Source organism: Nocardioides sp., from assembly GCF_050246775.1.
Taxonomy (GTDB): domain Bacteria; phylum Actinomycetota; class Actinomycetes; order Propionibacteriales; family Nocardioidaceae; genus Nocardioides.
The window spans coordinates 647880-672318 of sequence record NZ_JBFWVK010000002.1 but is presented as its reverse complement, the minus strand read 5'-3'; the positions used below and the strand labels follow the sequence as shown (position 1 = coordinate 672318).

Annotated in this window: 32 protein-coding genes, 1 pseudogene and 1 riboswitch; of the genes and pseudogenes, 18 read left to right on the top strand and 15 right to left on the bottom strand. The window is 68.8% G+C overall.

The window, feature by feature from the left end; translation table 11 throughout:
- The first annotated feature begins 124 nt into the window (after positions 1-124).
- Both AB7I40_RS13155 and AB7I40_RS13150 read left to right on the top strand, forming a co-directional pair.
- The gene (locus AB7I40_RS13155) at positions 125-856 is read left to right on the top strand and encodes a TetR/AcrR family transcriptional regulator (protein WP_428344857.1); all 732 of its coding nucleotides are present in this window, start codon (positions 125-127) and stop codon (positions 854-856) included.
- Positions 857-1474, top strand: coding sequence for a hypothetical protein (locus tag AB7I40_RS13150; RefSeq protein WP_428344856.1), 618 nt, complete (start codon positions 857-859; stop codon positions 1472-1474).
- Between the two features lie 86 nt (positions 1475-1560).
- On the opposite strand, the gene bglX is transcribed toward AB7I40_RS13150, so the two are convergent.
- The 4 genes and pseudogenes from bglX to AB7I40_RS13130 form a co-directional block, all read right to left on the bottom strand.
- On the bottom strand, positions 1561-3876 hold the full coding sequence (gene bglX, locus AB7I40_RS13145; RefSeq protein WP_428344855.1) for a beta-glucosidase BglX: 2316 nt from the start codon (positions 3874-3876) through the stop codon (positions 1561-1563).
- Positions 3877-4025: 149 nt separating this feature from the next.
- Positions 4026-4184 carry a hypothetical protein gene (locus AB7I40_RS13140; RefSeq protein ID WP_428344854.1) on the bottom strand — a complete coding sequence of 53 codons (159 nt, stop codon included), beginning with the start codon at positions 4182-4184 and terminating at the stop codon, positions 4026-4028.
- A gap of 36 nt (positions 4185-4220) precedes the next feature.
- Positions 4221-4553: pseudogene (locus tag AB7I40_RS13135) on the bottom strand (methyltransferase family protein); the annotation flags it as partial.
- A gap of 96 nt (positions 4554-4649) precedes the next feature.
- Positions 4650-5303 (bottom strand): class I SAM-dependent methyltransferase, encoded by a 654-nt coding sequence (locus tag AB7I40_RS13130; protein WP_428344853.1) that lies wholly within the window; start codon positions 5301-5303, stop codon positions 4650-4652.
- A gap of 219 nt (positions 5304-5522) precedes the next feature.
- On the opposite strand from AB7I40_RS13130, the gene AB7I40_RS13125 reads away from it, so the two are divergent.
- The 3 genes from AB7I40_RS13125 to AB7I40_RS13115 all read left to right on the top strand — a co-directional run bounded on the left by AB7I40_RS13125 (position 5523) and on the right by AB7I40_RS13115 (position 6766).
- Positions 5523-5963, top strand: a complete 441-nt coding sequence (locus AB7I40_RS13125) for an iron chaperone (RefSeq protein ID WP_428344852.1) — start codon at positions 5523-5525, stop codon at positions 5961-5963.
- 226 nt (positions 5964-6189) lie between these two features.
- Positions 6190-6468 (top strand): hypothetical protein, encoded by a 279-nt coding sequence (locus tag AB7I40_RS13120; protein ID WP_428344851.1) that lies wholly within the window; start codon positions 6190-6192, stop codon positions 6466-6468.
- 16 nt (positions 6469-6484) lie between these two features.
- Positions 6485-6766 (top strand): acylphosphatase, encoded by a 282-nt coding sequence (locus tag AB7I40_RS13115; RefSeq protein ID WP_428344850.1) that lies wholly within the window; start codon positions 6485-6487, stop codon positions 6764-6766.
- Between the two features lie 37 nt (positions 6767-6803).
- Here the strand turns inward: AB7I40_RS13115 and AB7I40_RS13110 are convergent, their stop codons facing one another.
- Complete coding sequence (locus AB7I40_RS13110; protein ID WP_428344849.1) at positions 6804-7124, bottom strand: DMT family transporter; 321 nt, start codon at positions 7122-7124, stop codon at positions 6804-6806.
- Positions 7124-7477 (bottom strand): DMT family transporter, encoded by a 354-nt coding sequence (locus AB7I40_RS13105; protein WP_428344848.1) that lies wholly within the window; start codon positions 7475-7477, stop codon positions 7124-7126. The genes AB7I40_RS13110 and AB7I40_RS13105 overlap by 1 nt, the downstream gene beginning before the upstream one ends.
- A 154-nt stretch (positions 7478-7631) precedes the next feature.
- On the opposite strand from AB7I40_RS13105, the gene AB7I40_RS13100 reads away from it, so the two are divergent.
- The 4 genes from AB7I40_RS13100 (at position 7632) to AB7I40_RS13085 (ending at position 9449) form a co-directional block, all read left to right on the top strand.
- The gene (locus AB7I40_RS13100) at positions 7632-8132 is read left to right on the top strand and encodes a hemerythrin domain-containing protein (protein WP_428344847.1); all 501 of its coding nucleotides are present in this window, start codon (positions 7632-7634) and stop codon (positions 8130-8132) included.
- Positions 8133-8160: 28 nt separating this feature from the next.
- Positions 8161-8703: a type 1 glutamine amidotransferase domain-containing protein gene (locus tag AB7I40_RS13095; protein ID WP_428344846.1), complete on the top strand. Its 543-nt coding sequence runs from the start codon at positions 8161-8163 to the stop codon at positions 8701-8703.
- Positions 8704-8734: 31 nt separating this feature from the next.
- Positions 8735-9043 carry a hypothetical protein gene (locus AB7I40_RS13090; RefSeq protein WP_428344845.1) on the top strand — a complete coding sequence of 103 codons (309 nt, stop codon included), beginning with the start codon at positions 8735-8737 and terminating at the stop codon, positions 9041-9043.
- 175 nt (positions 9044-9218) lie between these two features.
- Positions 9219-9449 (top strand): hypothetical protein, encoded by a 231-nt coding sequence (locus AB7I40_RS13085; RefSeq protein ID WP_428344844.1) that lies wholly within the window; start codon positions 9219-9221, stop codon positions 9447-9449.
- Between the two features lie 10 nt (positions 9450-9459).
- On the opposite strand, the gene AB7I40_RS13080 is transcribed toward AB7I40_RS13085, so the two are convergent.
- Both AB7I40_RS13080 and AB7I40_RS13075 read right to left on the bottom strand, forming a co-directional pair.
- On the bottom strand, positions 9460-10074 hold the full coding sequence (locus tag AB7I40_RS13080) for a TMEM175 family protein (protein WP_428344843.1): 615 nt from the start codon (positions 10072-10074) through the stop codon (positions 9460-9462).
- Positions 10075-10102: 28 nt separating this feature from the next.
- A complete protein-coding gene (locus AB7I40_RS13075; protein WP_428344842.1) occupies positions 10103-10267 on the bottom strand; it encodes a hypothetical protein in 165 nt (54 codons plus the stop codon).
- Positions 10268-10442: 175 nt separating this feature from the next.
- Between AB7I40_RS13075 and AB7I40_RS13070 the strand changes: the two genes are divergently transcribed.
- Together AB7I40_RS13070 and AB7I40_RS13065 are read left to right on the top strand one after the other, a co-directional pair.
- On the top strand, positions 10443-11222 hold the full coding sequence (locus AB7I40_RS13070) for a siderophore-interacting protein (protein WP_428344841.1): 780 nt from the start codon (positions 10443-10445) through the stop codon (positions 11220-11222).
- Between the two features lie 5 nt (positions 11223-11227).
- Entirely contained in the window at positions 11228-11704 is a 477-nt protein-coding gene (locus AB7I40_RS13065) for an HtaA domain-containing protein (RefSeq protein ID WP_428344840.1), read from the top strand.
- Here the strand turns inward: AB7I40_RS13065 and pdxY are convergent.
- The 5 genes from pdxY to AB7I40_RS13040 are packed head-to-tail and all read right to left on the bottom strand — an operon-like array spanning position 11701 to position 16760.
- A complete protein-coding gene (pdxY, locus tag AB7I40_RS13060) occupies positions 11701-12552 on the bottom strand; it encodes a pyridoxal kinase PdxY (RefSeq protein ID WP_428344839.1) in 852 nt (283 codons plus the stop codon). The two genes, AB7I40_RS13065 and pdxY, sit on opposite strands and share 4 nt — an antisense overlap.
- A gap of 19 nt (positions 12553-12571) precedes the next feature.
- Positions 12572-13348: a dioxygenase family protein gene (locus tag AB7I40_RS13055; RefSeq protein WP_428344838.1), complete on the bottom strand. Its 777-nt coding sequence runs from the start codon at positions 13346-13348 to the stop codon at positions 12572-12574.
- A 35-nt stretch (positions 13349-13383) separates the two neighbouring features.
- Positions 13384-14076 (bottom strand): uracil-DNA glycosylase, encoded by a 693-nt coding sequence (locus AB7I40_RS13050; RefSeq protein WP_428344837.1) that lies wholly within the window; start codon positions 14074-14076, stop codon positions 13384-13386.
- A gap of 3 nt (positions 14077-14079) precedes the next feature.
- Complete coding sequence (locus AB7I40_RS13045) at positions 14080-15291, bottom strand: alpha/beta fold hydrolase (protein WP_428344836.1); 1212 nt, start codon at positions 15289-15291, stop codon at positions 14080-14082.
- Positions 15292-15320: 29 nt separating this feature from the next.
- A complete protein-coding gene (locus AB7I40_RS13040) occupies positions 15321-16760 on the bottom strand; it encodes an alpha,alpha-trehalose-phosphate synthase (UDP-forming) (protein ID WP_428344835.1) in 1440 nt (479 codons plus the stop codon).
- A gap of 98 nt (positions 16761-16858) precedes the next feature.
- Here AB7I40_RS13040 and AB7I40_RS13035 point away from each other — a divergent pair, with 98 nt between their 5' ends.
- The 5 genes from AB7I40_RS13035 to AB7I40_RS13015 all read left to right on the top strand — a co-directional run bounded on the left by AB7I40_RS13035 (position 16859) and on the right by AB7I40_RS13015 (position 20313).
- Positions 16859-17158, top strand: coding sequence for a DUF3263 domain-containing protein (locus tag AB7I40_RS13035; RefSeq protein WP_428344834.1), 300 nt, complete (start codon positions 16859-16861; stop codon positions 17156-17158).
- A gap of 3 nt (positions 17159-17161) precedes the next feature.
- A complete protein-coding gene (locus AB7I40_RS13030) occupies positions 17162-17653 on the top strand; it encodes a LytR C-terminal domain-containing protein (RefSeq protein ID WP_428347961.1) in 492 nt (163 codons plus the stop codon).
- Positions 17654-17674: 21 nt separating this feature from the next.
- Positions 17675-18520, top strand: coding sequence for a trehalose-phosphatase (gene otsB / locus AB7I40_RS13025; RefSeq protein WP_428344832.1), 846 nt, complete (start codon positions 17675-17677; stop codon positions 18518-18520).
- A 64-nt stretch (positions 18521-18584) separates the two neighbouring features.
- Positions 18585-18719: riboswitch (SAM riboswitch) on the top strand.
- 9 nt (positions 18720-18728) lie between these two features.
- Positions 18729-20009, top strand: a complete 1281-nt coding sequence (thrC, locus tag AB7I40_RS13020; protein ID WP_428344831.1) for a threonine synthase — start codon at positions 18729-18731, stop codon at positions 20007-20009.
- Positions 20010-20037: 28 nt separating this feature from the next.
- Complete coding sequence (locus AB7I40_RS13015; RefSeq protein WP_428344830.1) at positions 20038-20313, top strand: MoaD/ThiS family protein; 276 nt, start codon at positions 20038-20040, stop codon at positions 20311-20313.
- Here the strand turns inward: AB7I40_RS13015 and AB7I40_RS13010 are convergent.
- Positions 20288-21484 carry an RNA polymerase sigma factor gene (locus AB7I40_RS13010; RefSeq protein ID WP_428344829.1) on the bottom strand — a complete coding sequence of 399 codons (1197 nt, stop codon included), beginning with the start codon at positions 21482-21484 and terminating at the stop codon, positions 20288-20290. The genes AB7I40_RS13015 and AB7I40_RS13010 overlap by 26 nt on opposite strands.
- A complete protein-coding gene (locus AB7I40_RS13005; protein ID WP_428344828.1) occupies positions 21481-21843 on the bottom strand; it encodes a YciI family protein in 363 nt (120 codons plus the stop codon). Before AB7I40_RS13005 ends, AB7I40_RS13010 begins: the two co-directional genes overlap by 4 nt.
- Before the next feature lie 269 nt (positions 21844-22112).
- Here AB7I40_RS13005 and AB7I40_RS13000 point away from each other — a divergent pair, with 269 nt between their 5' ends.
- Positions 22113-23408, top strand: a complete 1296-nt coding sequence (locus tag AB7I40_RS13000) for an extracellular solute-binding protein (RefSeq protein ID WP_428344827.1) — start codon at positions 22113-22115, stop codon at positions 23406-23408.
- 97 nt (positions 23409-23505) lie between these two features.
- Positions 23506-24438 carry a carbohydrate ABC transporter permease gene (locus AB7I40_RS12995; protein ID WP_428344826.1) on the top strand — a complete coding sequence of 311 codons (933 nt, stop codon included), beginning with the start codon at positions 23506-23508 and terminating at the stop codon, positions 24436-24438.
- Position 24439: the final 1 nt, after the last annotated feature.

Below are 24439 nucleotides of genomic sequence, written 5' to 3'. Positions count from 1 at the left end.
CGGCTGCTTGAACGAGTTCGATCCGGTGACGACGATCATGTGTGCCGCTGAGTATTAGCAGTGATGGCAACATGCCGTTAGCATGGGAATAACATTGATATCAAACCTCCGATATCATCGATCCATGTCGGAGGCGCAGGGTGTAGTGCCGAGCCGCGACGCAGCGCGCGCCAGGATCGTCGAGGCGGCGGTACGGCTGCTCCGCGAGGAAGGTCGACGAGCCGTCACGACACGGGCCGTCGCCCAGGCAGCAGGCGTCCAGGCGCCCACCATCTATCGGCTGTTCGGCGACAAGGACGGACTGCTCGAGGCGGTCGCCGAGCATGTGATGGCGACCTACGTGACCGCCAAGTCCGCGGATGCCGCACACGAAGGGGCAGGCGACCTCCTCGAGGACCTGCGGGCGGGATGGCAGCAGCACCTCGAGTTCGGCCTGGCCAACCCGGACCTCGTCGGGCTGCTGAACGCGCCGGTGCGCCATGAACGATCGGCCGCGGCCGCCGCCGGCATCGAGGTGCTGCACCAGCGGGTACGCCGACTCGCACAGGCGGGGATGCTCCAGGTGGACGAGCGTCGTGCCGTCGAGATGATCCATGCGACCGGCACCGGGGCGGTGGTGGCCCTGCTGGCCACGCCGGTCGAGGAGCGGGACCCGGGTCTCGCGGAGGCGATGTTCGAGGCAGTCGCGCGGGTGATCCTCACCGATACACCGGCTTCGACGGCTCCCGGTCCGATCGCTGCCGCGGTCGCGTTCGCCACGGTCGTGCCCGACCTCCCGGCGCTCACCGAGGCCGAACGCACCTTGCTGGCGCAGTGGCTCGATCGATCCATCACCGGTCTCCGGGACGAGAGCTGAATGGCGGCTCTACGTGGCGCCGTGGTCCTGCTCCTGGGCTCGTCCCTGGTGGCGGCCGGCTGCACGGCTGCCGACCCTGAGACTCGGATGTCGGTCGCCGATCCCCAGGGCGACGTCTTCGTGGGGGGTCCCAACCTCGGAGGGCGCGAGGCCGTCGCTGCCCCGGGCAATGCCCGAACCGACATCCTGCGCACCACGGTCGAGCACGGCGACGACACGGTGACCCTGCGAGTCGTCCTCCGGGAGCTCCGTGCCATGCAGTACCTGGACGTCTCGGCCTACGTGCGCACCGACCGCAGCGGTTCCTCCCCCTGGCAGCTCAGCGCCCTGACCTACCGACGGGATTCCTCGATCGACCTCTACGGCCCCGGGGAGTCGGACTGCCCGGGCCTGGGCGCGGACTTCGACGACGCCACCGACACGGTCACGATGACCGTGCCGCGCAGCTGCCTCGACGATCCGGCCTGGGTCCAGGTCAGCGTCAGGGCAGCCACCATGGACTACGAGGCGCGCGGCGAGGACCGTTACGCGGATGCCGTGTGGGAGGACGACGCCCTGCAGACCGGCTACTCCGCAGACACGCACTACGGTCCGAAGCTTCATCACCCCGAGTCATGACTCGGGGTGATGAAGGCCGGCTGACCTGACTCCCGGGCCGGCGGAGTGCTTCCGCCGGCCCGGAGCCGGATGTGATGTGTCGCCGGTCAGCGACCGGTCACGGTGAAGGTCTGCTTCATCGTGGCCTGGGAGGAGTCACCGGCGTACACCTCGATCTGTCCGGGCTCGACCACGAAGTCACCGCGGTTGTCGTAGAACCCGAAGTCGCTGCGGTCGAGCGTGAACGTCACCCGTCGCGACTCGCCGGGCTTCAGCGTGACCCGCTCGAAGCCCCGCAAGCGGCGCACCGGTTGCGAGATGCTCGACACCGGGTCGTGCAGGTAGAGCTGCACCACCTCGTCGCCGGCGACGTCACCGGTGTTGGTGACCGTGACGGTGGCCCGCACCTTTCCTGAGGGCGAGACGCTCGCCCGGTCGAGGCTGAGACCCGAGACCGAGAACGTCGTGTAGCTGAGCCCGAAACCGAACGAGTACAGCGGGTCGCACGAGCGCAGGTCGCGGTAGCGCGAGACGTACTTCTGGGTCACGTCGCAGGGCCGTCCGGTCGGTTCGTGGTTGTAGTAGATCGGCACCTGGCCGAGCCGCTGCGGGAACGAGACCGGCAACTTGCCACCGGGGTTGACCTTCCCGAAGACGACGTCGGCGACCGCGTTGCCGGCCTCGACGCCCGGGAACCAGGCCTCGAGGATCGCAGGCGAGCTCTCGGCCACGGCGCCGAGCGTGAGCGGGCGGCCGTTGAACAGGACGACCACGAAAGGCTTCCCGGTCGCCTTGATCGCATCGATCAGCTCCTGCTGCCGACCAGGCAGGTCGAGCGTCGACCGGGTGGTGGCCTCGCCGCTCATCTCCCGGGTCTCCCCGAGGGCGAGCACGACCTGGTCGGCCGCCTCGGCGGCCGCGACGGCTTCGGCGAACCCGTCGTCGGAGGCACAGTCGTTCGCCGGGTCGTAGGCCGGTGGCTCGTCGTTGCTCAGGGTACATCCCTGGGCGAACGTCGCGCCGGGCGACTGGGCCGCGATGCCGTCGAGCACACTCACGGCGTCTGCGTCCTCGCCGCGACCCCACCACGGGCCGAGCATGTCGTGCTGGTTGTCGCCGAGCGGGCCGATGACCGCGGTCTTCTTGGTGGAATCGAAGGGCAGGGTTGCGTCGTTGTTCTGCAGCAGCACCATCGACTTGCCGGCCGCGGTGCGGGCGGCCGTGCGGTCCGCGGGGGTGAGGAAGCTGGCCGGGTCGGTGGCCTTCGCCTGGTTGACGTAGGGGTGCTCGAACAGGCCGGCGCGGAACTTGACCCGCAGGATCCGACGTACGGCGTCGTCGAGACGGCTCTTGGTGATCCGTCGCTGCGACAGCAGTTGGGCGCCGTAGTCACGGATGTAGGTGCTGACCATCTCCGAGTCGGTCCCGGCCATGAGTGCGTTGGCCGCTGCCTCGGGGCCGTCGGCTGCCGTTCCGTGGCCACACGAACCCTCGTTCGGGGTCACGGGCGGGCAGGCACGGGTCTCGGCGACTGCGGTGTAGTCGCTCTCGATGAAGCCGTCGAAACCCCATTCGTCCTTCAGGATGTCGGTCTCCGTGTAGGGATTCGCGCAGCCGGGCACGCCGTTGATCGTGTTGAACGAGCACATCACCGTGTCCGAGCCCGCATCGATGGCGGCCTTGAACGGCGGGAGGTAGAGGTTGCGCAGCCGCTGCTCCGACATGTCGGTGGCGTCGTAGTCGCGACCGCCCTCCGGCTGGCCGTAGCCGACGAAGTGCTTGACGCTGGTCACGACCTTGTTCCTCGCCGAGTAGTCCAGTCCCTGAGCTCCCTTGACCCGTGCTGCCGCCATCACGGAGCCGACGTACGGGTCCTCACCGTTGCCCTCGACGATCCGGCCCCAGCGCGGCTCGTGCGAGACGTCGACCATGGGGCTGTAGATCTGCTTGAGGCCGACGACTGCGGACTCACGGGCGCCGATGCTGGCATCTGCCCGCGCGACCGAGGGGTCGAACGAGCTGGCTGCAGCCAGCGGGACCGGGAAGATGGTCCGGTAGCCGTGGATGGTGTCGTAGGCGAACAGGATCGGGATGCCCAGGCGAGACTCCTCGACCGCCAGGTGCTGCAGATGATCGATCTTGGCCGGGTCCACCAGGCTGAAGACACCGCCGACGCCGACCCGGGCGTCGGCGTCGGTGACCTGACCGTCGGAGAGCAGTTGCACCTGCTGCAGCTTCTCCTGCGTGGTCATCTTCGCGAGCAGGGCGTTCACCTTGGCCTCGACACCACGACTCGGCGCGGCCCGGGTTGGCGCCAGGGCGGCTTCGTCTCGCGATGGTCGTGGATTGGGTGAGCTGCTGGCCACCGAGGTGGCGGCCAGGACCGTGACTGCGGCGATTGCCGCGCTGGCAACGAGCTTCATTCGGTTACCTCCGAGAGTGGGAATCCGACAGCCGCGCCCGGCGCTGTGCCGTGCGTTCGATCACGGATGAACCCCCGCCCACACCCGCGTAGGCACCCCCATACTCATCCAGTCCGACCTCCACGGCTACCCCCTCGGGTCGACGTGCGTCAGAAGTCGTGCCACGAGAAGAAGACGTGCCACCAGATCGTGATGGCGACCGTGAGCGCCATGAGGGCACCACAGCGAGAGGTCGCGAGCACCAGGCAGCCGAGGACGGCCGCCACCAGTTGAACACCCGGCAGCAGCCACGATCGTGTCCCCGTCATGGCGAGAGTGTCGCACTGCTCGCGGAGTCATCCCGCTCAGAGCCAGCGGCGCACCCGCCGCCTGTAGTCGTCGTACGACGCCCCGAACCGCTCGTGCAGGAACCGTTCCTCGGGGCGGATCGCGCCCCAGTGGACGAGCAGCACCGCTGCCGGGAGGAGCACGAGTCCCCAGAACGTAGGGGCCAGCAGGGCCAGAGCAAGGTAGAGCGCAAGGAGGCCGACGTACAACGGGTGGCGGGAGAGCCGGTAGGGGCCGTCCTGGATCATCGCGTGGGTCGCCTGCCCCGGCAGCAACCCGGTCTCGTGATGCTGGAACAGCCACAGCGACCAGCCGTTCCATCCGGCGAACAGCAGCACGAGCGCCCAGCCGAGGGGAGTCCGCCACCCCCCGAGGTCGACGGGGTCACCAGCGGGCGGTGGCCAGCCAGCCGCCGAGGAAAGGAGGCGTCGGCGCCCGGTCCGCCCTCAAGCAGTACGCCGGGCAAGCAGCGTCGAGTCGTCGATGTCGACCGTCACACCATCGCGGGTGACCGTCCGGGGCCGCTGTTCGACCACCAGGACCTCGAAGGAGTCCGGCAGACTGGGCAGCAGCTCCTCGGCCAGGAACATGGCGTTGTGCTGAGCTGAGTTCAGGTGCTTGAACACCTCGGACGGTGCGTGGCCCACGACCAGCAGGTGACCTCCCGGCGCGACCGCATCGGCGAGCCGGCGCGTCACCTCCACCATCCCTCCGCTCGGCGGGTGCAGGAAGTGCGTCGTGACGAGGTCGAAGGACCGGCCCTCCGCCGCGAAGTCGCGGGCATCGACCTGCCACCAGTCGGTGCGGTCAGCAACCCCGGCCTGCTCGGCGTGCCGCTCGGCACGTGCCAGGCCGCCGGCCGAGAAGTCGGCTCCGGTCACCTTCCAGCCGTGCCGGGCGAGCCAGATCACGTCGCCGCCCTCCCCGCAACCGACGTCGAGGGCAGTGCCGGGGGTCAGAGCAGACACCTCGGCGACCAGCTGAGGGTTGGGATCGCCGCTCCAGATCTTCTCCTCGCCGGAATAGCGCTCGTCCCAGCTGGCGGGTTCGAACATGGTGTCCGTCTCGTTCTTGTCGTGCTGGTGTCCGGATGCACTCATCAGGGGGGACGTCCTTGCTGGTCGCGTCGTACGAATGGGGGGCCACCAGCCTCCCCACGGCAGTTCTGCGTTGCAACCTTTGTTGCCACGACAGCAAATGGTGAGCCCGGGATGGGGCCCGGATCGATCAGGAATCGAGAAGCGACAGGCACTGGGCGCGCCTAGCCTGCTGGTGAAGGGCCGGCAGCGGGCCGACCCCACCATCAGAAGGGGAGCGCCATGCCTGCCACCAACGAGTCAGACGGTTTCAGCGCAGCGGAGCGTGCCGCGATGAAGGAGCGCGCGGCCGAGTTGAGGGCCGAGGGCAAGAAAGGGGCGAAGAAGGCCGACGGGCTCCAAGCGGTCCTGGACGCCATCGCGAAGATGGCCCCGGAGGACCGCGCGCTGGCCGAACGGGTCCACGTGACAGTGACCGCAACGGCGCCGGGCCTGTCTCCGAAGACCTGGTACGGCATGCCCGCCTATGCCGATGCGGACGGCAAGGTCGTGATCTTCTTCCAGGACGCTGGCAAGTTCAAGTACCGCTACTCGACCCTCGGGTTCCAGGACGCCGCCCATCTCGACGATGGGGACCTGTGGCCGGTCGCCTACGCCCTCCTGCGGTGGAGTCCCGCAGTGGAGAAGCAGGTCGCCGAACTGGTCCGGGCGGCCGTGTCCTGAGTCCCCTGGTCGCCGACCAGTGCGGACGGCCGCTGGCCGCCGTACGTCGGAACCGAGCCCGCCCGGGGCGCGTCCCACTGTCGTGACCTGGATCCCAGCGAAGGTAGTGGCGACGTCGCTCGCGCTGTTGATCGCGCTCGGTGCGTGCTCGGCGAACCGAACCGAGCAGCCGGTTGAACGCGCCTCGTCGAGCGCGTGGAAGACGATCGAGCATGCAGGCGTGCAGGTGGACATTCCCGCCGACTGGGCCAGGACCGACATGGCGGCCTGTGAGTTCGACTTCGAACAGTGGGCGCCACCCGGTGCCGCGCGATGCGGGTTCGGCGGCGGTGTCGCGTTCTACGCATCCGCCACGTTCGACCCGGGGCACCGCCCCGGAGTCCGCCGCACCGACAGCACCGACGAACCTGCGTGGGGAGGCTACGCCTACGCCGGCGGCTTCGCGATCTATGCCTCCGACGACGACCGTGGCGTCGTGCGGAGGATCTTGCACTCAGCGCGCTGACCAGCATGATGGAGCCATGACCGGCTCTGACACCGTTGCGCGGGAGGTCATCGTCGTCGGACGCGTGCAGGGAGTCTTCTTCCGGGGGAGTTGTCAGCAGGAAGCGCGGCGACGACACCTCGCCGGCTGGGTGACCAACGAGCCGGACGGTTCGGTGCGGGCCTGGTTCGAGGGCGCGGCACCGGACGTCGACAGCCTGTGCGCCTGGTGCCAGCACGGCCCTCCGGGCGCCGTCGTGGAGCGCGTGCGGACCTTCGATCGTGAACCGGGAGGCCTCGGCCGGTTCGAGGTCAGGTGACCGCCGCTCCTGACGATCCATCGGGCAACGACCGCGATCAGTGACCGGCCCCGAGCTCGACGAGCAGGACGCCCCCCATGATCAGCACGATCCCGCTGGCCATGAACAGGGTGAGCGGCTCCTGGAAGAGGATCTTGGACGCGATGGCGGTCAGGGCCACCCCGGACGCGGCCCAGATGCCGTAGGTGACGCCGAGCCCGAGACCCGCGTCGAGAGTGAGTGCGAGGAAGGCCAAGGCGGCGAGGTAGCCGACGACCACGACGACGTACCAGCGCGGGCGTCCGGTGGACGCGGCCCTCAGCGCGAGGGTCCCGGACACCTCCATGAGGATCGCCGAGACGAGGAAGACCCACTGCATCACACGCCCCCGTCACGGTGATGGGCCTGCAGGGCCATGTGGGACCCCAGCTGGACCACGAGGACACCGGCGACCACCAGGCCGAGACCGACGCCCATCACGACGGTGAGGTCCTCCCCGAACAGGATCGCTGAGGTGACGGCCGTGAGGGAGACCCCGAGGGCCGCCCAGATGCCGTAGGCGACCCCCAACGGCATGCCCCGACGCAGCACGGCGCCCAGCAGGAAGAACGAGGTGAGGAAGCCGATCGCGACGAGCGCGTAGAACGGCGGGTGCTCCAACGCCGCCTTCAGCGCGAGCGAGCCGGTCACCTCACTCAGGATGGCGACGAGGAGGAGGAGCCACCTGGTCACACGATCTCCTTGAACACGTCGCGGGCCACCGAGCCAGTCTGAAGAGTAGGCGAAGCGGGACGGGCATGGCCCAGCACCCAACGGGTACGAATCCTCGCGACGCCGGAAGGTCCAGATCACCGGGTCGCTGCTGACTGACAAGAACGGAAGCCACATGTCCACCGATGCCATCGTGCTGCTGAAGAACGACCACAAGGAGATCCGTCGGCTGTTCACGGCCTTCGAGAAGGCCGGAGACCAGGCTTTCGTCGCCAAGGGCAAGACCGTGGACCGGATCATCGAGCTGCTGACCGTGCACACCTACATCGAGAACGAAGTCATGTACCCCCGGGTCCGTGAGCTCCTGCCCGCGTTGGAGGACGACATCCTCGAGTCCTACGAGGAGCACCACGTGGCCGACGTGCTGGTCTCGGAGCTGGCAGCGATGAAGCCGCAGGACGAACGATTCACCGCGAAGGCCACCGTGCTCATCGAGAACGTGCGACACCACATCGAGGAGGAGGAACAGGACTGGTTCCCCAAGGTCCGCGAAGGCCTGGGTCGCAAGGACCTCCAGCTCATCGGCGCCGAGATGGAGGAGAGCCGGAAGACCGCTCCCCGCAGCCCGGCGCAGCCGAGCGCGCTCAAGAAGACCATCGACGCAGTCGTGTCCTGACCGAACACCTGGGAAGAGGAGGACGAACATGCCGTCACTGGACGGAACCCGGATCGCCTTCGCGGTCGCCGCTGAAGGAATCGAACAGGTCGAGCTCACCTCGCCGTGGCAAGCGGTCGAGGAGGCCGGCGGCCAGCCGGTCCTGATCTCGGCCGAGAACGGCACGGTGCAGGCCTTCAACCACCTCGACCGGGCCGACACGTTCCCGGTCGACGTCACCTTCGCCGACGCCGATGTCACGCAGTACGCCGGTCTCGTGCTGCCCGGCGGCGTCGCCAACCCCGACGCGCTCAGGACGGATCCGGACGCGGTCGCGTTCATCAAGGCCTTCTTCGAGGCCGACAAGCCGGTCGCGGCCATCTGCCACGCCCCATGGACGCTGATCGAGGCCGACGTCGTCCGGGACCGCACCGTCACGTCGTGGCCCAGCCTGCAGACCGACCTGCGCAACGCCGGCGCGCACTGGCGTGACGAGGAGGTCGTGGTCGACCGGGGCCTGGTCACGAGTCGCAACCCGGATGATCTGCCCGCCTTCAACAAAGCCGCCATCGACGCGTTCTCGCGCGCGTGAGCACCAGCAGCCAGACCACACAGGAGAGCACATGAAGAAGTCCACCGTCCTGATCGCCGCAGGAGTCGGCTACGTGCTGGGCGCGCGTGCCGGCCGCGAGCGCTATGAGCAGATCAAGTCCGCCGCGTTGCGGGTCCGCAACGACCCCCGGGTCCAGCAGACCGCCCACCGGGCCGCCGACGAGGTGCGCGACAAGGCCCCCGTCGTGAAGGATCGCATCGTCGATGCAGCCACCGCGACGGCAGGCAAGGTGCGCTCCTCCAGCGACGTCGGGGACCAGCTGAATCCCGACAGCACCCACTTCCAGGACAAGCCCTACCCTCAGGGTGATCTTCCATAATTTCTGCGGAGGATCGCGTCATGACCCGGCGTGCACCCCGTTCCATCAGCAGAAGCGGCCCACCTGCTGAGGGGAGAGGTGGGCTGCAGATCACGGAGAGGGGCCGGGACCGCGAGGTCCCGGCCCTCACCATGTCCCCTCGTGAACTCGCCCTGGCTCTGGCATAGTCGAGGACATGAGCGGGTTGCGCAGCACCCTCGACGAGTTGCCCATGCCGGCCCGCTGGGCGGTCTTCGGTGTCCTCCTGCTCGGCGCTGTGGGTGCGGTGGTCGGCCTGATCGTCGGCCTGCGCGTCCATGCCGCGACGGCCTGGGCGGCAACCGTTGAGATCGGGCTTCCGGCCGCCGTGCTCGGCGGCCTCCTCGGTCTGGCCGCCGGTTCGCTGGCGAGCCTCGCCCGCCGCTGACGTCAGGGCATCAGGACCGCTGCCGACGCCACAACCGCACGGTCGGGCCGGTGAGCAGCAACAACAGGAGCGGCCAGTAGCTCAGGGCCGGCACCAGCAGCGAGAGCCCCAGCGCGATCACGAGGGCGACGGCCGACACCCAGGCCGGGCGGGGGTCGGGCGACCGGTCGGTGTCGCGCAGCGCGCGGTGGCGCCCGACGTGACCCGCGATGAGGGCCAGGCAGGTCGAACTGACCGCCATCGTCCCGATGTAGAGGATCTTCGTCACCGGGGCGTGACCCTCTTGGGCCACCAACGCGGTCGGGAACGGCAGGAAGACGATCGTCAGCGTCCACAGCATGAGTAGCCGGGACACCACAGGGTCTTCGGCCACCACCGTGCTCATCACCTTGTGCTGGGCCGACCACAGGCTGGAGATCACCACGAAGCTCAACAGGAACCCACCGATCTCGATCTGGTGCTCGCGCAACAGGTCGACCACCGACGCGTCGTCCTGGAGGTCGGGCACGAGGTCGACCAGAGGCAGCACCAGCAACGTGATCGCGATCGCCACCACAGCGTCGACGAAGGTCAGCAGTCGACCGAGGTCACGGGTGCGCTCGGCCGCCTGCCCTTGATCGCTCACGCTGGTCAGCGTAGTCAGCCGTGCGGTGTCAGGTGCCGGCCACGTGCCACGGGTCGGTGCACTGGCAGAACTTCATCGAGGACCAGGTCACCGGGCTGGGCTCGGGGCACTGCGGCTTCAGGCCCCACAGCCGGTCGATCCACGACAAGCGTGGGACCTTGCTGGCGTGGCCGCACTGTGGACAGCGCTCCATGTCCTCACATTACCCTGACCGAACCGCGAGAAGCGGATGTCGCAGACCCCTCGGCGCCCGCCGGGTTGATCAGCCAGGCATGGTGACCACGCGCATCGCGACGCCTGACATCGGCGCCTGTGCGGGGTCCGGGCAGGATGGTGCCTGGACCAGCACGCCTGACTCGAGGAGCCCCATGGCCACGCACCTCACGGTGACCCACACCGAGATGATCACCCCGAGGCTTCGGCGGGTGTGGTTCACCAGCGACGACCTGTCGGCCTTCGCCGACAGCGAGTTCACCGACCGCTACGTCAAGCTCGTGTTCAAGAAGCCCGGCGTCGACTATCCCGAGCCGCTGGACATGAGGGCACTGCGCGACCTGCTGCCGCCCGAGGACCTCCCCGTCGTGCGCACCTACACGGCCCTGTTCCCCGACGTGAGCGCCGGCACCCTGGCGATCGACTTCGTGGTCCACGGAGACACAGGGGTGGCCGGGCCATGGGCTGCCGCCGCCCAGCCGGGGGACACCTTGCTGGCCAACGGGCCGGGTGGTGGCTACCTGCCTGACCCGAGCGCTGACTGGCACCTGCTGGTCGGCGACGAGTCTGCCCTGCCGGCCATCACCGCCGCCCTCGCAGAGTTGCCGGTCGATGCCGTGGCGCGGGTCGTGGTCGTCGTGGAGTCACCGGAGGAGGAGCCGCCGCTCACCTTGCCAGCGGACGGCACGCTGACCTTCGTCCACCGCAGCAACGGCGACGCGGACGCCGGGCTCGAGGCCGCCGTCCGCGCCGTCGAGTGGCCGCCGGGCCGGGTGCACGCCTTCGTGCACGGCGAGGGCCAGGTGACGATGCTCGCCTTGCGTCCCTACCTGCTCAAGGAGCGCGGTCTCGAGCGCGACCAGGTGTCGATCTCGGGCTATTGGCGGCGCGGCCGCACCGAAGAGGGCTTCCGGGAGTGGAAGCGGGCGCTCTGATCGGCATGGGGCACTCACCAGTGGGCCTCAGCTGGGGCATCAAGGCCAGCTTCCTCGACTACATCGAGCGACTCCCCGACGGCCGCGTCTCACTCACCGATGGCGCCGCGGCAGCGGAGTCCGGCTGGGTCTTCCCACCCGACCCCCGCGTCGGCGCACCCGACGGAATCGACGCCGACGGCTTCCTGGCGTTCCGAGGCGGGATCCGCTTTGCCGGTCACCACGGCATGCTCGTCGTCGACATCGTCGACCCCTGGATCTCGGTGCGCGGCAACGAGGCGACGTTGACGATCGCTGGCGCCGGGGCGCGGCTGCCGCTCGTCACGTGCACGCTCGCGCAGACGCCGGCACCGGCCGGGATGGCGGCCTGGGCGGCCACCGATGTCCGGCTCACTCCGGAGGCCGCCGTGATCTTCGGTGTGTACCCGCCCGGCGAGCCCTTCGAGCCCCTGCTGATCGCCCTGCCGCTCGCCCCGGCCTAGCGCACCCGGCGCACCGGGAAGCTCATCGGCGGGTTCGCGATGGACTGCTGGGCAGCCACGAGCTGGATCTCCCGGGTGCCGGCCTCGATCGTCTTCTGGAGCACCGCGAACGCTGAGGACGTGGTGGCCGCGAGGGCCTCCGCCGGCGAGCCGGTGGCCGTGAGGTGCGCCAGGTAGAGGGCCGCCACCATGTCACCCGCACCGCTGACGGTGATCGGAAGCCGGGGAGTCGTCACGGCCCAGGCGCCTTCGTCGGAGACCGCGATGACCTCCAGCAGGTCGCCCGGGGAGGCGTCGTGGACCACGCTGGTGACGAGCAGGTGTCGCGGACCCGTGGCCCGGACCGCGTCGGCCGCCTCGAGTACGTCGGTCAGCGTCCTCGTGGTGCGGCCCGACAGGAAGTCCAGTTCGAACTGGTTGGGGGTGGCGATGTCGGCGCGGGGCAGGACGTGGTCGCGCATGAACTCCGGGATCCCGGGACGGACGAACATGCCGGTCTCCACATCACCCATGACCGGATCGCAGCAGTAGACGGCGGCCGGGTTGAGGGCCTTCACCCGGGCTACCGCGGCGAGGATCACCGAGCCCATGTCCTCGGCACCCTGGTAGCCGCTCAGGACCGCATCCACCTGCTCGAGGGCACCCAGGTCGTCGATCCCACCGATCACGTCGGCCACCTCGGTCGCCGCCAACAACGGCCCGCGCCAGGCGCCGTACCCGGTGTGGTTGGAGAAGTGGACGGTGTTCACCGGCCACACCTCGTGGCCCAGGCGCTGCAGCGGGAACACCGCCGCGGAGTTGCCGACGTGCCCGTAGGCGACAGAGGACTGGATGGACAGGATCTTCACCTGCACATCCTGACAGGGCCTAGGCGACCTGCAGGCTCCGCTTCGACAGACCCATCCAGAAGCCGTCGATGACCTGGAGCCCAGGCTCCGAGGCGTCAGTGGCCGCGCCGAGCGTGATGAACAGCGGCGTGTAGTGCTCGACCGTCGGGTGCGCGTAGGGCATGCCGGGCGCCGCCGACCGGTACGACGCGAGGGTGTCGACGTCGCCGCGAGCCAGCGCCTCCCCAGCCCAGGCGTCGAAGTCGGTGGACCAGCCGGGTGCCTCGGCCTCGATCCGGAACTCCTTCAGGAACGGCAGCCCGTGGGTGAGGAAACCGGAGCCGATGATGAGGACCCCTTCGTCGCGCAGCGGCTTGAGCCGTTGGCCGAGGGCCAGCAGCTTGACCGGGTCGTGGGTGGGCAGCGACATCTGCAGCACGGGGATGTCGGCCTCGGGGTACATGATGCGCAGGGGGACCCAGGCCCCGTGGTCGAGTCCGCGGCTCGCGTGCTGGTGGACGGGCTCGTTGTCCGGCATCATCGCGGCGATCCGCGTGGCCAGCGCAGTCGCGTCCGGGGTCTGGTAGGTCATCGAGTAGTAGCGCTCGGCGAAACCGCCGAAGTCGTACACCAGCGGGACGCCGCTGGCCGACAGGCTGACGGGGGCCGATTCCCAGTGCGCGCTGACGATGAGGATCGCCTTCGGGCGGGGCAGGTCCTGCGCCCATGCGGCCAGTTGCCCGGACCAGATCGGGTCGTCGAGGAGCGGCGGGGCGCCGTGGCCGATGTAGAGGGCAGGCATCCGGGTGTCGGTCATGGAGCCAGCATATCCCTAAATAGTTGTTGCTTCAACTAAATGGGCGGCAGCGTCCAGTCCACCGGCGTACCGCCCTGCTGCTCGAGCAGGGTGTTGACCCGGCTGAAGGGTCTGGAGCCGAAGAATCCTCGCGACGCCGACAGCGGGGAGGGGTGCACCGAATCCACCCAGGGCACGTCGCCCAGCATCGGCTTGAGGGACTGGGCGTCGCGGCCCCAGAGGATCGCTGCGCGCGGGCCGCCACGGGCAACGAAGGCCGTGATCGCCTGCTCGGTGACCGCCTCCCAGCCTCGTCCGCGGTGCGAGGCCGCCTCCCCGGGCCGGACCGTCAGCACCCGGTTGAGCAGCATCACCCCCTGATCGGCCCAGGCGCTGAGGTCGCCGTGCGCCGCCGGCGGGATCCCGAGGTCGGTGGAGAGCTCCTGATAGATGTTGGCCAGCGAGCGGGGCAGCGGTCGTACGTCGCCGGCCACGCTGAAGCTCAGCCCGACCGGATGTCCCGGCGTCGGGTAGGGGTCCTGCCCGACCACCAGCACCTTGACATCGGCCAGCGGGCGCTCGAACGCCCGCAGGATGACCTCGCCGGCCGGCAGGTAGCCGCGCCCGGCGGCGATCTCCTCCCGCAGGAACCGGCCCATCGTGGCGATCCGGTCCTCGACCGGGGCCAGCGCCTCGGCCCAGTCCGGCGCGACGAGCCGGCGCTCGACGAGCTCGCTCAGGGTCCCCATGACTCAGCCGCCCGCAAGGCCGCGTGACGCCTTCGAGTCATAGCGACGCTGCGGGTTGGAGCCGATCTGGGTCCGCTTGGGGGTGGCCTTGGCGGTCTTCTTGGAGGGTCGTTTGCGTGCTGTCCGGGTCTGCTTGACCGGTGCGGCCGGCCAGCGGGACATCCACTCGTCCAGCGCCTCCCACGTCGTGGCCCGTGCACCCCGCCCGGTGAGCATCCCGAGATGCCCTCCCGGCACGATCTCGAACTGGACCTCGGGCGAACCGGTCAGCAGCGGGAGGAGCGCGCGGACGGCGGCGACGGGTGCGATGCCGTCGGTGGCGCCGCCGAAGACCAGCACCGGCGCGGTGATCGAGGAGAGCTCGATGGTGCGCTGGCCGAAGCGGATGGAGCCCCCACGGAAGTCGTTGCCCCGCACGAAGCGGTGGTAGAGCTGCCCGAAGGCCCGCCCGGGGTAGGCGATCATCTTGGCGGTGAACGCGTCGACCGCCTCGACCTGGGCCAGGAACTCGCGATCATCGAGGTGCGTGGCGAGAGCCAGGGGCTTGGTGACCAGCTTCTGCACCGAGGACAGCTGGAACGCCCAGCGCACCAGCGGCTGCGGGGCGCCACCGATGGCCTGGTAGAGCCGGGTGAGCGGGCGCAGGCTGTCGGGCAGCTCGAGGTTGAGCAGCGGCCGCAGGGGCGCCACCATCGGCACCTCGGTGACGTCGAACGGCGTACCGAGCACGGACAGCGAGGCGATGGGAAGGTCAGGCTGGTCGGCGGCCGAGAGGACCGCGAAGATCCCTCCCAGGCTCCAGCCCACCACGTGCACCGGACGTCCCCCGGCGTGGGCCGAGGCCTCTCGGATCGCCGTCGGGACGACCTCGTCGATCCAATGCTCCATGCCCAGGGCGCGGTCCTTGAAGGAGACCTGGCCGTACTCCACCAGGTAGGTGGGACGCCCCTGCTCCACAAGGTGCTCCACCAGCGAGCAGCCCCGGCGCAGGTCGTAACAGGAAGAAGGGGCGGCCAGTGGCGTGACGAGCAGCACCGGATCGCCGGACTGTTCCACGCCCGCAGCCGGACGGTAGTGGTAGACCTCGCGCAGATTGCCCTCATCGATCAGGGTGCGCGGCATCGGGCGGAGATCGGCCAGGCCGCCGTACATCACCAGGTGCGCGACGTTGCCGACAGCGGAGACGACCTGATCGGGTTTGGGGATCAGATCCATGTCCTGAAATTACCCGATCCCTCCACGACTCAACGGGGGGTGGAGTCGCGCACGACCTTCCCGTGCTCGGGGCGGGTCGCGGCCAGCTCCTCGAGGAAGTGCTGCGCCCAGCGGCTGACGTCGTTCTCCAGCACGGTCTTGCGCATGGCCCGCATCCGGCGGTTGATCTCGCGAGGCTCGGCGTCGTAGGCCTCCCGCAGTGCCGACTTCATCCCGTTGATGTCATAGGGGTTCACCAGCCAGGCCTGGCGCAACTCGTCCGCCGCACCCGCGAACTCCGAGAGCACCAGGGCGCCGTCGTCCTCGAGCCGGCAGGCGACGTACTCCTTGGCCACGAGGTTCATCCCGTCGCGCAGCGGCGTCACGACCATGATGTCCGCGGCGCGGTACAGCGCCGCCATCTCGTGCTGCGGATAGGAGGAGTGCAGGTAGGAGATGACCGGTTTGCCGATGCGGCCCAGGTCGCCGTTGATCCGACCCACGAGGCGGTCGATATCGTCGCGCAGCACGCGGTACTGGCCGACCCGCTCACGCGACGGCGTGGCCACCTGGACGAAGACCGTGTCCTCGACGTCGAAGTGGCCGTCGCGCACGAGCTCGCTGTAGGCGCGCAGGCGCGCATAGATGCCCTTGGTGTAGTCGAGCCGGTCGATCCCCAGGAAGATCGTGCGCGGGTTGCCGAGCTCGGTGCGGATCTCGGCGGCACGTTCGGCGACCGAGTCGGACTCGGCCAGCTTCTGGAAGACCGCGGTGTCGATCGAGATCGGGAACGCCGCCGCCTTCACGGTGCGCCCGTCCGGCAGGTAGACCATGTCGCGGTGTGTCTTGTGACCCACGCGCTGACGTACCAGACGAACGAAGTTCGCTGCACCTCCGGCCAGCTGGAAGCCGACCAGGTCGGCGCCGAGCAGCCCCTCGAGGATCTGGCGGCGCCACGGCAGCTGCTGGAACAGCTCGGCTGGCGGGAAGGGGATGTGCAGGAAGAACCCGATGCGCAGGTCGGGGCGCAGCTCGCGGAGCATCTGCGGGACCAGTTGCATCTGGTAGTCCTGCACCCAGACCGAGGCGCCCTCGGAGGCGATCTCCGCGGCGCGGTCGGCGAAGCGCTGATTGACCTTCACGTAGTCGATCCACCAGTCACGGTGGAACTCCGGCTTGGCGACCACGTCGTGGTAGAGGGGCCAGAGGGTGCCGTTGGAGAACCCCTCGTAGAAGTACTCGACCTCCTGGTCGGAGAGTCCCACCGGGACCAGGCGCAGACCGTCCTCCATGAACGGTTCGAGCTCGGTCTCAGTGCTGCCGGGCCAACCGATCCACGCCCCTTCGTTGGCGCGCAGCACGGGTTCGAGGGCGGTGACGAGCCCCCCAGGGGACCGCCGCCAACCCACAGAGCCATCAGCGTTGGTCACGCGGTCAACCGGCAGGCGGTTGGCCACGATGACGAGGTCGGCCGAGCCCTTGTCAGTCACGGGCGTAACCCTAGTCGGCGACTCGCCGGAGTCCGAATGACATCGATGTGGTTTGTCGCCTACAGTAGGAGCGCACGAACACTGACGGGAGACTCTTCATGGACGCCGCGAACGCCTTCGAGGGCAGCGAGGCCGCTGCTGGCGCGCCGGTCCTGTCCGAGCGTGATCGCGAGATCCTCGAGTTCGAGCGCCAGTGGTGGAAGTACGCCGGGGCCAAGGAACAGGCCGTGCGGGAGAAGTTCGACATGTCCTCCACGCGCTACTACCAGGTCCTCAACAACCTGATCGACAAGGACGAGGCCCTCGAGGCCGACCCCCTGCTGGTCCGCCGCCTGCGTCGTCTGCGCGCCGCCCGCCAGCGGCAGCGCTCGGCCCGCCGTCTCGGCTTCGAGGTCTGAGCGATGCGTCCTCGGGACGAGCGCGGTGTGGCATTCCCCTCGCCGCTGGTGATCCTCAGCATCGTGGCGGTTGCCATGGCCGGGCTGGCCTTCGTCGCCACCCAGGACTCGGGTGCGCCCGACGACCGTGCGCAGACCGTCGCCCAACCCTCGGCCTCCCCGACCCCGACTGCCACGCCCGCGCCGGCGCCACCGAAGAAGGTGAAGAAGCCCGCGATCAAGCGCGGTGAGATCTTCGTGGAGGTCTACAACAACTCCGGGATCGCGGGTCTCGCGGGCACGACCGCGCAGCGTGCCAGCGGTGCCGGCTGGAACGTCGTCGGGTCTGACAACTGGTACGGCACCATCCCGTCGTCAACGGTCTACTTCCCGCCCCGACTCGCCGCGGCAGCCAAGGCGCTGGCCAAGGATCTGGGCATCAGCCGCCTGCAGCCAGCGGTCGATCCGATGCGTTTCGACCGTCTCACCGTGATCCTGACGGGCGACGCTGCCTGAGGTTCATGGTTGGCTGGTCCCATGGAGTTCACCTCCCCTGAGGCCGAGCAGCGCTACGCCGCGCTCGTGCGGGAGTCGGCCGACACCATCGTCGGGCTCGACTTCGACGGCACCTTGTCCCCGATCGTGGCGGATCCGACGGAGGCTCACATCCATCCCGAGGCAGGCGAGGTCCTCGTCGCCCTCTCCGCCCAGGTGCGTGCGATCGCCGTGATCACCGGTCGCCCCGCCCGTCAGGCGCTGGCACTAGGTGGGCTCGATGTGGTCGGGGACACCATCGGAGACCTGGGTCGTGAGTTGTTCGTCTACGGGCAGTACGGCAACGAGCGCTGGTCCTCGACCGATCGCCGGGTGATCTCACCCCGGCCGCCTGCCGGGGTCGCCGCGTTCCTGCGCGACGTCCACGGCGTCGTACGCCGCGCCGGCCTCGGCGAGGCCTACGTGGAGGAGAAGGGCCTGGCGGTGGCCGTGCACACCCGGCGCCTGGACGAGCCGGAGGAGGCCTACGACCGGCTGCTGCCCCTCATCGCGGATCTCGCCCATCACCACGACCTCGTCGTCGAGCCCGGCCGCAACGTGATCGAGGTGCGTGCCCCGGGCATGGACAAGGGCGAGGCCGTGCTCAAGCTGACGGGGGACCTCGCGGCCCGGGGCTTCATGTTCGCCGGTGACGACCTCGGCGACATCGAGGCCTTCCGCGCCGTACTCAAGCTGCGGGCACAGGGCATGGCCACCCTGCTGGTGTGCTCCGCCTCCGCCGAACAGGGTGCCCTGATCGATCTCGCTGACGTCGTCGTCGACGGCCCTGGCGGGGTGCTCGAGCTGTTGACCCAGTTCACCGAGGACGCCGCGTCCATCCGCGCCTGACCGACGCGTCCAGATGGCGGGACCGATGTACACATTCTGAGACGCGATGCGTACGCTGGGGAACAGCTCATCGAGAGGGACTGAGGGAACGGCCCGTTGAAGTCCCGGCAACCGCCGCGAACCCCCCGTCGAACCTGACGGTCGCGGAAACGGTGCTAATTCCGGCCCAGGGCGAGATACGCCGTGGGGAAGATGAGAAGGAGGATTCATGAGCGCCGTAGATTCCCTGACGCAGCCGACGTCGGTCGAGACCCATCGTGAGGGCGCCTTCGGTCATGCCATCGGACTGGCCTGCCGCGAGTGCGGCCACGAGATCGCGCTCGGTCCGCACTACGCGTGTCCGGAGTGCTTCGGCCCGCTCGAGATCGCCTATGACTTCCCAGCCATCACCCGTGAGCAGATCGAGGCCGGACCAGCCAACATCTGGCGCTACAAGGCCCTGCTCCCGGTGCCCGCGGACATCGAGCAGAGCCCCAACATGGAGCCCGGCTACACGCGCCTGCTGAAGGCGAACAACCTCGGTGCGGCGCTCGGCATCGACAACCTGTGGGTCAAGGACGACTCCACCAACCCGACGAACTCCTTCAAGGACCGGGTCGTGGCGTGTGCCCTGAGCGCGGCCACCGAGTTCCACAGCAAGGTCTTCGCCTGTCCCTCGACCGGCAACCTGGCGAACGCGGTCGCCGCAGCAGGTGCCCGAGCCGGCATCAAGACGGTCGTGTTCATCCCGGCCAACCTCGAGCAGCCCAAGCAGGTCAACTCCGCCATCTACACCGACTCCCTGGTCGCGGTGAACGGCAACTACGACGACGTCAACCGGCTCGCCTCGGAGATCGCCGGCGAGGAGGACGGCTGGGCGTTCGTCAACGTCAACGTGCGACCGTTCTACGCCGAGGGATCCAAGACCCTGGGCTACGAGATCGCCGAGCAGCTCGGCTGGCGGCTGCCGGACCAGATCGTCATCCCCGTCGCCTCGGGCTCCCAGCTGACCAAGGTGCACAAGGCGTTCCAGGAGCTCATCAAGCTCGGGCTCGTCGAGGACAAGCCCTACCGGGTCTTCGGGGCCCAGGCGACCGGGTGCTCCCCGGTCTCGGTGGCCTACAAGGCGGGTGTCGACGCCATCCGCCCGGTCAAGCCCGACACGATCGCCAAGAGCCTGGCCATCGGCAACCCCGCGGACGGCATCTACGTGCTCGACATCTGTCGGGAGACCGGCGGAGCCGTCGAGGACATCACCGACGACGAGGTCCGCGCCGGCATCGTGCTGCTCGCCCGCACCGAGGGAATCTTCACCGAGACCGCCGGAGGCACCACGGTCGGCGTCCTGAAGAAGCTGGTGGAGACCGGTCAGCTCGACACCACCCTCGACACCGTCGTCATCAACACCGGTCACGGACTCAAGACGCTCGACGCCGTCTCCGACCGGGTCGGCGCCGCAGCAGTCATCGAGCCGTCGTACGCCGCCTTCGTCGCGACCGGCATCGCCTGAGCAACCCGAACACCGAGCGAGGAGAAGCATGAGCGTCAGCGTCCGCATCCCCACCATCCTGCGCACCTACACCGGCGGCGAGTCCCAGGTGAGCGCACAGGGCTCGACCCTGGCGGAGGTGTTGGACGACCTCGACGCCTCCTACTCGGGGATCAAGGGTCGGATCCTGGACGAGGCCGGCGAGCTACGGCGCTTCGTGAACGTCTACGTCGGCAACGACGACGTGCGCTTCCTCGACAGTCTCGACACCGCCACCCCGGACGGCACCCAGATCTCGGTCATCCCGGCTGTCGCCGGCGGCTGAGCTGGCGGAGGAGCTCGCGCTCCGGCTCGTTGTCGCACAGCGCGACGGCCTTGTCGTACGCCGCCTGGGCTTCGGCCATCCGGCCGGCCCGCGCCAGGAGCTCGGCACGTACGCCGGGCAGTCGGTGACCCGGCAGGGTGACCCCGGACAGAGCGGCCAGGCCCGCGAGGGGGCCATCGGCCTCGGCGATCGCCACCGCTCGGTTGAGTCGTACGACGGGGGAGTCGGTCAGCTCGAGCAGCTCGTCGTAGCGCGAGACGATGCGCGGCCAGTCGGTGTCCTGCGGCCGGGCCGCGACGGCGTGCTCGGCGGCGATCAGCGCCTGGAGCAGGTAGGGCTCGGCGGGGTGGTGGATGAGGGGACGCAGCAGTTCGAGGGCCTCGTCGATCTCGAAGCGGTGCCACAGCTCGCGGTCCTGTTCGGGGAGCAGGACAGGCAGCCCGGCGACGGTGCGGGCGTCACGTCGGGCGTGCTGCAGCAGCACGAGGGCGAGCAGGGAGGTCAGCACCGGGTCGTCGGGCATCAGATGGTGGACCAGCCGGGTCAGGCGCACCCCTTCGGTGGCCAGTTCCGGGGCCCGACCGGGGAGGTAGCCCTGCGTGAACGCCAGGTAGGCGACGGCTGCCACGGCCTGCACCCGAGGGGCGAGGGCGTCAGCGGCAGGCACCTCGAAGGACTGTCCGGCCAGGCGTCGACGGGCTCGGGTCAGGCGGGCCGACATGGTCGCGCGGGGCACCAGGAACAGGGAGGCGATGTCTTCGGTGCTGACTCCGAGCACCAGGCGCAGGGTGAGGGCCACGGCGGAGTCGAGAGGCAGTGAGGGGTGCGCGCACAGGAGAACCAGGCGCAGCCGTTCGTCGGTGATCGTGTTGCCGGGGTCGGCCATGGATCGCTGGGCCTCCTCGCGGGTGCGGGCGTCGACGACGAGCAGTGGTTCCTTCCGGGCGACCACGGCCTCGTTGCGCAGCACGTCGAGGATGCGCCGGCGGGCCGTCGTGAGCAGCCAGGCGGCCGGATTGTCCGGCGGGCCGCTCTCGGGCCAGGTGCGTGCCGCGGCCTCGAAGGCGTCGGCCAGGCCGTCCTCGGCGACGTCGAGTCGGCGGAACCTGGCGACGAGCAGGGCCAGCAACCGGCCCCACTCGTCGCGGTGGATCTCCTGCAGACTGCTCACATGTCGCCGGAGTGGTCCACGCATTCGCGGACCTCGACGGCGCCGCCGCCCTCGGTGAGCTTGCCGACGCACTTGAGCAGGTCGTCGAGGTCGTCGGAGTCCACGACGTAGAAGCCGGTGAGCTGTTCGACGGACTCGGCGTACGGGCCGTCGGTGACGCTCACCGCGTCGAGTCCACCGGTGACCAAGCGGGAGGTCTTGGAGTGGGTGAGCTCGGCCCCGCTGGTCACCTTGTGTCCCCGCTCGGCCAGGATCGCGGCGAAGGCGCTGTGCTTGGCGTACATCTCGGCCTTGTCCTCGAGCGACGCGGCCGCCCAGGCGTCCTCGTTGCCAGGAATCAGTACGACGTACTCGGTCATGGTGGATCCTCTCCTCGGATGAAGTGTGTCACCGTGATGACGATCCTGAGGCGCCGATTTCGACACGCCCCCTCGCCTCGTTCGGATAGTCCCGAACGTTTGGCACCGACCGCTCGGCGTGTCAGGTGCTGAACGTACGGGACTATGAAATGTGGGGCCGGACCACAAATTGTGGGAGCGTTCCCACTTTTCTCTTGACACCAGAGGTGATCGCGGTCACAGTTGCGTGGGAACGCTCCCACTTATCCGCCGAGAACGGGTGACAGACGATGAAAATGCACAAGAACCGCACCAGGTTGGCCGCGTTGCTGGGTCTCGCGCTGGCCGCCTCCGCAACCCTGACAGCCTGTGGCGGAGGTGACGACGAGGCGAGCGGCGACATGACACTGCGCGTCTCGGTCTTCGGCAACTTCGGCTACGAGGACCTCTACAAGCAGTTCGAGAAGGACAACCCCGGGGTCACGATCGTGGAGGCTGCCGAGGGTGACCTGGGTCAGTACAACACCCAGCTGACCCAGAAGATCGCGGCCGGCAGTGGCGCGGGCGACGTGGTCGCCATCGAGGAGGGCCAGATCGTCAACTTCCTCCAGAGCCCCGACAAGTTCGTCAACATGCAGGATCACGGGTCGAACGAGAAGTCCGACCAATGGCTGGACTGGAAGTACGCGCAGGCGACCACGGCCGACGGCAGCGACACGATCGGCCTCGGCACCGATGTCGGCGGCCTGGCCATGTGCTACCGCAAGGACCTCTTCGAGAAGGCGGGCCTGCCCAGCGACCGCGAGGCCGTCAGCGCCCTGTGGCCGACCTGGGAGGACTACATCGCGATCGGCCAGAAGTTCGAGGACGGCATCGGTGACGACAAGGTGCACTTCGTCGACTCGGCGACGAACACCTACAACTCGATCCTCATGCAGTCCTCCGACCACACCTACTTCGACACCGACGGCACCCTGGTCATCGACAGCAACCCGGCGGTCAGGGAAGCCTGGGACACCTCGGTCCAGATGGTCGACGACGGCATCACGTCGCGGCTGAAGTCGTTCTCCAACGAGTGGAACGCCGGGTTCAAGAACGGCAGCTTCGCCACCATCGCCTGCCCCGCCTGGATGACGGGCTACATCAAGGAGCAGGCCGGAGAGGCGAACGCCGGCAAGTGGGACATCGCCTCCGTGCCCGGGGGTGGGGGCAACTGGGGCGGCTCGTTCCTCGCCGTGCCCACCGCCAGCAAGCACCAGGACATGGCCATCAAGCTGGCCTTCTTCCTCTCCAGTGCCGAGGGCCAGATGTCGGCCTTCAACGCGGTGGGCAACCTGCCGTCCAACCCGACGCTGTACGACACCCCGGAGCTGAAGGGCGCGGTCAACGACTACTTCAGCGGCGCCCCGGTCGGGCAGATCTTCGTGGCCGGCGCCACGAACCTGACCCCCGTCTACCTCGGCGCCAAGAACCAGCCCGTCCGCGACGCTGTCGAGAACGCACTGCGCAGCGTGGAGAACGGGCAGAAGTCCTCCGAGGACGGCTGGTCCACCGCTGTGAAGGACGCCGAGGCCGCCGCCGGCTGAGCGCCAAGGCCGCCGATGGGTCCGGAGCGCACCTCCTTGCAGCCTCCGGGCCCATCGGTACGACGAGCAGCCCGCCCCGACCAGAGCCAGGAGTGACATGACCCACCCCGAGACAGGGATCCCGACCCGGCCGGACTCCGCCGTACCGCTGGACGAGAAGGTCACGGGATACGCCTTCGTGGCGCCGTTCTTCGTGGTCTTCGCGATCTTCGGACTGTTCCCGATCGTGTTCACCTTCTGGGTCTCCCTGCACGACTGGAACCTGCTGGGGACGCGGTCGTGGATCGGGTTGGCCAACTACACCGAGCTGATCAGTGACCCGAACTTCTGGAACGCGCTGGTCAACACGCTCGGCATCTTCGTCCTGGCGACCGTCCCCCAACTGCTCCTGGCGCTGGCCCTGGCCCAGCTGCTCAACCAGAGCATCAGGGGCCGCACCCTGTGGCGGATGGGCGTGCTCCTGCCCAACATCACCTCGGTGGCAGCGGTGGGCATCATCTTCACGCTCCTCTTCGCGAGGGACTTCGGCCTGGTCAACTGGATGCTGGGACATGTCGGCATCGACCCGATCGGCTGGCAGGACCACCGCTGGTCGTCCTGGCTGGCCATCTCGATCATGGTCGACTGGCGGTGGACCGGTTACAACGCGCTGATCTTCCTGGCCGCGCTGCAGGCGGTGCCCAAGGAGCTCTACGAGGCCGCCGCCATCGACGGGGCCACGGCGCGACGACAGTTCTGGTCGATCACCATCCCGATGCTGCGCCCCACCCTGCTGTTCGTCAGCCTCATCTCGACGATCGGTGGCATGCAGCTGTTCACCGAACCGCTGCTGTTCAACTCCGGCGCCAACGCCATCACCGGCGGGACCACCCGGCAGTTCCAGACGCTGACGATGTACCTCTACGAGAAGGCCTTCACCGGGCAGGAGTTCGGCTACGCCTCGTCGATCGCGTGGGTGATGTTCCTGGTGATCGCCCTGGTCGGGCTGCTGAACTTCCTGGTCCTGCGTCGCCTGCGAACGGCGGCCTGAC